The sequence below is a fragment of the Okeania sp. SIO3B5 genome (assembly GCF_010692555.1).
Lineage (GTDB): Bacteria > Cyanobacteriota > Cyanobacteriia > Cyanobacteriales > Microcoleaceae > Okeania.
The window spans coordinates 1-6,464 of the sequence record NZ_JAAHHG010000556.1; the positions used below are offsets into that span (position 1 = coordinate 1).

The following is a 6,464-nucleotide window of genomic DNA, read 5'->3' on the forward strand; positions in this document are numbered from 1 at the left end:
TCTCCCCTACTCCCCTACTCCCCTACTCCCCTACTCCCCTACTCCCCTACTCCCCTACTCCCCTACTTCCCTACTCCCCTACTCCCCCGCTCCTTAAAAAAGACTTTTTCAGCAAACCCTAATTAACTATAGACTCAAATTCGAGAGGAAAAATTTCTTCTTCTTCTTCTTCTTGAAATATATAATCAAAGTCAAATTTTAAAGCTTTAATATGGCGAGCGATCGCAAAACCACACTTAGTAACTTTATCAGTTGTAAAAGTTGCTATTACTAAAGCCACTAACTTATTTGGAGATAGTTGGGGTATTTGCACATAATAATCTCTTTTGGCAAAAAATATTCCTTTATCTTTCGGTACAATAATGCCATTAATTTGATGAGCATATTGAATTGGTTTGATATATGTTTTAAGAAAATTATCTTGATTTGTTTGAAGACGAGCTAATTTTTCATGTTGTAGCCAACTCATTGTGAACATAATCTTAATCAATTCAAATCCCAAAATATAGTTAAATATGTGATTTCTTTTTTCTGTACTAATTACTAGCTTTAAAGCAGATTCTAAATATTGTTCGGTTTGACAGCGTGCATCTTGAGCAGAATGAATATAATATTGCCTAATATAGTTTCTGAGTACATTTTCATTAATTGTAGTTTCGGCACGAAACCGTCTTAAATATTTGTTAACTCTATTAATTGTATCTATATCTTGTAGCATTTTTACTGCTAAACCATCAGCTATATAATCATCTAAAAATTCTGCTTGTTTTTCTGGAGAAGAACCACATAAAATATAAGAAAAAGATAGAACATAACGGCGTTGATTCCAAGGTAAGCGAGCTGCCCATTGTTTAACTTCTTGAGGTAGTTTATTAAATATACTATCTTCAGAATTGGCTTCAGAAAAGATATTTTGATATTTATTGTTGCTATTTTTCATTATTACTATTTTGATTTTTACAAGTGCTAATATAATGTTTTTTATTTTTGTGATTCAAATCACATTAACTATTTTTTACTATCACAGCTAATAGTAGATTTTAATCACAGACAAATCAAGGTGAAATTACATACAATAATTGTTAAAAAACCTAGTATAAAGGTTTTAAATATATAGGCAATTTTAGTTATCTAATAAAGAGTATTAACTATAATTATAATAGCTAATCAAGGAATGAAGCTATGATTTTTTTCCATACTTCTACAGATATATAATTAAATCAAGCTATTTTGAATAAAAATAGAATGCTAGACTTGATTTGTCAATAGTAAATAGCACTGCAATACATGGTATTTACATTTTAATTATCAACATTATCTTGAGTAAAAATAACTAAAAATGAAGTATAAAAACTTTTTTTGATAGTTAAAAAATCTGGTTATTTTTACTAAGAAGCTTCATAAATCAAGATATTTATCCATGTGAAATTTATAAAAAATCATAAAAAATCATAATGAACATATTTTTTTTACATTATTAAATAAAAATGTAATATTTTACTATGTTACTAAAACATTTTTATATACGATTGCACGATCAAAGAATATGAGTAAGCATTAAGCAATCAGCTAACCTTCTACGGTCGGAACTGCCTCTTACAGAGGAGCTAACGCTTTTTCCTATGGTCATGCTCCACAAATATATCGCGAAGGGAAACGTTAACAGCTATGAGTTATTAACTTATTATCACAAGTTCAGGAGGAATTAGTCTCCAAGGAAAATTAAAACTTATGAATAAATTGGTCGCCCTTAGCTAACCTTTGTAAGTCCTGTATGTTTAAAAACTGTTTGCACAGCATTCCGCACCGAAAAGCTGAATGCTAATAGGTGAATGCTTACGAATATGATAATAAAAGTTGCAAGTTTCACAGAACTATTTGTAAAATATAAACATGACAATCTAGTCTGAAATATAAAATGAAAAACTATGACAAAATAATTGATAAATGCTCTTCCATCTTAAACTTTGGATAGCATCAGCATCTAAGTATTTAATCAATGTAGATATAGCAATCCTAAATCATTTGTGATAATTTGATGGCTTAGGTGTTTCCCATTCCCTATTCCCCGTTCCCTGCTCCCTAAGACCCTAAGAGCTGATTTGTAAACTAAGCTGTTTGCGCAGCATTCCGCAGGAAAACTCTTTCTAGACTAGGGTTGCTGGAAATTACGCCCAGAAGACTTAGATATGGCTAAACTCTTGCACTGTAATAGACATTTCCAATAATAAAAAATAAAATCAATTATCCCAAAGAAATTATCAATTCTTCCCCTCCACCAGAGGGGTTAGTGGTGGGTTCCCTACTCCTGTACGGGCGAATCGCGATTCGCCCCTACTCCCTATGCATGGAGGAGATGTCTAATGTATTTATCATCTTCATATTTACTTTATAAATCAGCTCTAAGAGCTTAGGATATCTCACAAATAAGATAAAATTGATATTTATATGAAACCTAAAATTAAATTTTTCACTATGGCTAAAAATAATAATAATAAGTAGTATAGAGGAATAAAAAAAGAAAATGAGGTGAGGCAATTTATTTATGATGGTAAATAAAAAAGAGTATCAGTTCATTCAACTAAAATTAAGTGAAATAGAAAATTTATATTAGGAGACTGTAGATGTTTAACTCCACTGAACTTTTAATTGATGCCTTCATAAAACGGCTGACTAATGGCTATCGTCATACTTATGGTGGATATAAAGCAGATTATGCTGATATTATTGCCTGGGCAGCTGGAATGGCATTAGAAAATATTGCTAATAGTGATGCCCTGTATCACAATGTGGAACATACTATTCTTGTAACTTTAGTGGGACAAGAAATTTTACGCGGGAAGCATATCCGTGAAGGTGGAGTTTCTTGTGAAGATTGGCTACACTATCACATTTCCTTACTTTGTCATGATATTGGCTATGTCAAGGGTGTATGTTGTCAAGATAGAGGAGACTTAAGACTGTATGCTACAGGTATAGATGGTACGAGTGTATCTTTACCTAGAGGCGCTACGGATGCTAACCTAACTCCTTATCATGTTGACCGAGGTAAACTGTTTATTGAGGAACGCTTTGGAGGTCATAAGTTAATTGATGCAGAAGTGATTAAGCGTAACATAGAATTGACTCGTTTTCCTGTACCAGCAGATGAAGACCATCAGGATAAGGAAAACTATCCTGGTTTGGTGAGGGCAGCAGATCTAATAGGTCAGTTAAGCGACCCCCGTTATTTGCAAAAAATTAGTGCTCTTTTCTACGAGTTTGAGGAAACAGGCCAGAATAAAATACTGGGATATTATAATCCAGGTGATTTACGTCGGGGCTATCCTAAGTTTTACTGGAATGTAGTTTATAGCTACGTTAAGGATGCGATCGCTTATCTAAATCTTACTCAACAAGGCAAACAGATCGTAGCTAACTTAAGTGCGAATGTTTTCCGAGTAGAACATGATAATGCTGTTGAAGAGACTGTAGCTATCAGTTAGTTAGCGATCGAGGCAAAATTTATCTCAACGTTGGTTGAAGACCCGCGCTCTCCCGTAGGGGAGCGTCGGGATGAAAACCAATCAATAAGAGAGGTTTTACAGATGTTTTGTTAAAATGTAAGTGTTACTCAACCAAAAACCAAGGTTGAGACTACTATTGCCTTTTAATCAAGTCGCCGAGGGGCACTCGGAGACGTTAAACGGACATGGAGGAAGAGTTAGACTGGCAAGCCAGCATTTTCCAGTGAGGTGTCAACCCGCCCTGAGTCATTTGTTCAGCGAGTGTCTGTTTGAATGATGGATGGGAATCCCGCACTGTACTGTAGGTCAGCGTCGGGAGGATGTCAATACTATCTAGAGAAACCAGGTTTCTAAAGCTAATGACTGGGGAAACCTGGGTTTTTCATAGCTAGTGCAGAATGGCGGAAATAACTGACCAGTTACAAACATAATCGTCCCAAAATACCAGCTTTTCAGTTAATGAAGTTGAAAAATTGAGTATTTTGGGGCAGGGGCGAGGCAGACAAATCAACAAACCATTATTTCAAGGACTTCATCTATAATATCATGTCCGGTTGAATACTTACACTTTGGAGGTCCGAAGGCAGGAGGCAGGAGGCAGGAGGCAGAAGGGAAGAAAAGGCGCTCATGAGAAAAAGTGTTTTATCACGCTATTATCCGGAGATGATATAACTCTCCTAAACTCCTGAGTCTTAACTATTCCCTATTCCCTACCACTACCAAAAGACTTTTTCAGCAAACTCTAATTAGGGAAGAAGACTGAGCCAAATTTTCAGTAGATGTAGAAGGAAAAACCTTCAAACAATCTTCTGCAATAGATACCTTAACCTTAATTCCCATGGGCAATGCTACTTGTGGAGTTGTACGAGCAATTAACTCTTGTCCAGATTCAGTGCGTAAAGAATAACGAAATTCACGACCTAAAAATTGGCGATCGCGAATCACTACAGACCCGCCATCATCAGGTTTTAACATCAAATCTTCCTGACGAATCATTAACTCAACTTGATCGAACTCATCTAAGCTACCAACTTTTCCACAAAATAAATGATTATCTGTTAATTCAAAACCTCCAAGATCCGTTTCCCACAACTGACCTTGACGACGTGCAGATAAAAAATTAGCCTGAGTTACAAATTCAGCCACAAACTGAGAAGCAGGTTCAGTATAAATATCTTCCGGAGTACCAAACTGTTCCACACATCCAGCTCGCATTACTACCACTTGATCGGAAATAGCCATTGCCTCTTCTTGATCGTGAGTAACAAAAATTCCCGAAGCACCAGCATTTTTGAGAATATCTCGTAATTCTTGCCGTAATCTGATTCTGACTTGTACATCCAAATTACTCAAAGGTTCATCCAATAATACTAAAGCTGGATTTGGTGCCAAAGCACGCGCCAAAGCTATCCGTTGCTGTTGACCCCCAGAAAGTTCGTGGGGATAACGACTTTCCAAACCAGACAAACCAACTAACTCCAGAGCATCTGCAACCTGATGATTAATTTGCCTGCTTGACTTTTTGCCAGAATTATGTAGGCCGAATGCAATATTTTTGGCTACCGTCAGATGGGGAAATAAAGCATAATCTTGGAAGACCATACCAACATCTCGTTTCTCCGGTGGCACCCAATCATTTACACCAGCAACTACTCGCTCATTAATAGTAATAATACCTGACTGTGGTTGCTCAAATCCAGCAATCATTCTCAATAAAGTTGTTTTGCCACAACCTGAAGGCCCCAATAACCCTAGTATATCCCCTTGATACAGTGTTAAATTGACATTTTGGACCGCAGGGGTAGCAGCGCGAGAAAATTGTTTGCTGACACTCTCCAAACAGAGAATTAAAGATTGGGCCATTTATTGTTTAACCTCCCTTAAATTCTTAAAATTATCTCTAGAACATTATTGACTCCTCAATTATATTAACCTAATTTTTAAGAAATGTTCTCATTAAGTTTCTGGAAATTTTTCTAAGAGGCTGTTTATAGCGCTACGCACTACGCGCTAGGGAACAGGGAACAGGGAACAGGGAACAGGATTTTAAGATTGAAAAATGTCCTAACTAATTGTTGTAGTGCTATATCAACAAAAGATTAAGGTAGGGTTTGTGACAATATTCTTTAGGACTTACGCATAAATGCTATTAGTAGTGGACTGACACAGCTAAAACTGTGCATTAGCTTTTAACTTGAAATTCTTACTTTTGAATGCATGACTTTTGGCTTTTGAATTGAATCTAATGCACCATTTAAGGTGTGTCAGTCCAGTAGGGTGCGTTAGCGCTAGCGTAACGCACCTAAGCACCATATGTAGTGCCTTTGCGTAAGTCCTGTTCTTAATTCTTACAACTTCTGAAATTAACGATAGAACTCCGTTCCGCTTTCGGTGTGGAATGGCAAACACGATTGGTTTGACAGCTCACGCACTGCTTCCTGTGGGAGATGTGCGTTATTAGCACCCTACACCCGACATGGTTTATATTTATTTGACAAACACTCTCTAATGTATAAAGTCAAAATGTTTGATAATGTGAAAAAAATTAACTATTTCAACTGGAATGCTTGGACAGTATTTGTCATAGCGATCGCCTTTTTAATCTCAACTCCCGTACTATTCGTTCTCAGGAGTATTTTCTCGGATACAGGAGAAATTTGGAGTCATTTAGCTTCTACAGTTTTACCCCGTTATCTCCTAAACTCCTTCATCTTAATGGTAGGAGTAGGTAGCGGAGTTATCATCATCGGAGTAGGAGCAGCATGGTTAGTCACAATGTGTCGCTTTCCAGGTAGTCGCATTTTTGAATGGGCGATGCTGTTACCATTGGCAACTCCCGCCTATGTTCTGGCCTACACCTACACAGAATTACTAGAATTTTATGGGCCTGTACAAATGTGGTTGCGAGAGGTATTTGGTTGGGCAAGTGTTAATGATTATTGGTTCCCATAGATCCGA

3 protein-coding genes and 1 pseudogene are annotated in these 6,464 nt (G+C 36.6%); 2 read left to right on the top strand and 2 right to left on the bottom strand.

Features of this window, described 5'->3' with window-relative positions; all coding sequences use genetic code 11:
- Nucleotides 1-118: 118 nt before the first annotated feature.
- Nucleotides 119-940 carry a cobyrinic acid a,c-diamide synthase gene (locus F6K54_RS38065; protein ID WP_293089255.1) on the bottom strand — a complete coding sequence of 274 codons (822 nt, stop codon included), beginning with the start codon at nucleotides 938-940 and terminating at the stop codon, nucleotides 119-121.
- Between the two features lie 1,684 nt (nucleotides 941-2,624).
- Between F6K54_RS38065 and F6K54_RS38070 the strand changes: the two genes are divergently transcribed.
- Nucleotides 2,625-3,485 carry an Npun_R2479 family HD domain-containing metalloprotein gene (locus F6K54_RS38070; protein ID WP_293089257.1) on the top strand — a complete coding sequence of 287 codons (861 nt, stop codon included), beginning with the start codon at nucleotides 2,625-2,627 and terminating at the stop codon, nucleotides 3,483-3,485.
- A 753-nt stretch (nucleotides 3,486-4,238) separates the two neighbouring features.
- Here F6K54_RS38070 and F6K54_RS38075 read toward each other — a convergent pair.
- A complete protein-coding gene (locus tag F6K54_RS38075) occupies nucleotides 4,239-5,369 on the bottom strand; it encodes an ABC transporter ATP-binding protein (RefSeq protein ID WP_293089258.1) in 1,131 nt (376 codons plus the stop codon).
- Between the two features lie 645 nt (nucleotides 5,370-6,014).
- Here F6K54_RS38075 and F6K54_RS38080 point away from each other — a divergent pair.
- Nucleotides 6,015-6,455, top strand: a pseudogene (locus F6K54_RS38080) (ABC transporter permease); the annotation flags it as partial.
- Nucleotides 6,456-6,464: the final 9 nt, after the last annotated feature.

Bases quoted from the DNA above. Each gene is read 5' to 3' on its own strand.
- F6K54_RS38065 (WP_293089255.1), bottom strand. From the start codon at position 940: ATGAAAAATAGCAACAATAAATATCAAAATATCTTTTCTGAAGCCAAT.
- F6K54_RS38070 (WP_293089257.1), top strand. From the start codon at position 2,625: ATGTTTAACTCCACTGAACTTTTAATTGATGCCTTCATAAAACGGCTG.
- F6K54_RS38075 (WP_293089258.1), bottom strand. From the start codon at position 5,369: ATGGCCCAATCTTTAATTCTCTGTTTGGAGAGTGTCAGCAAACAATTT.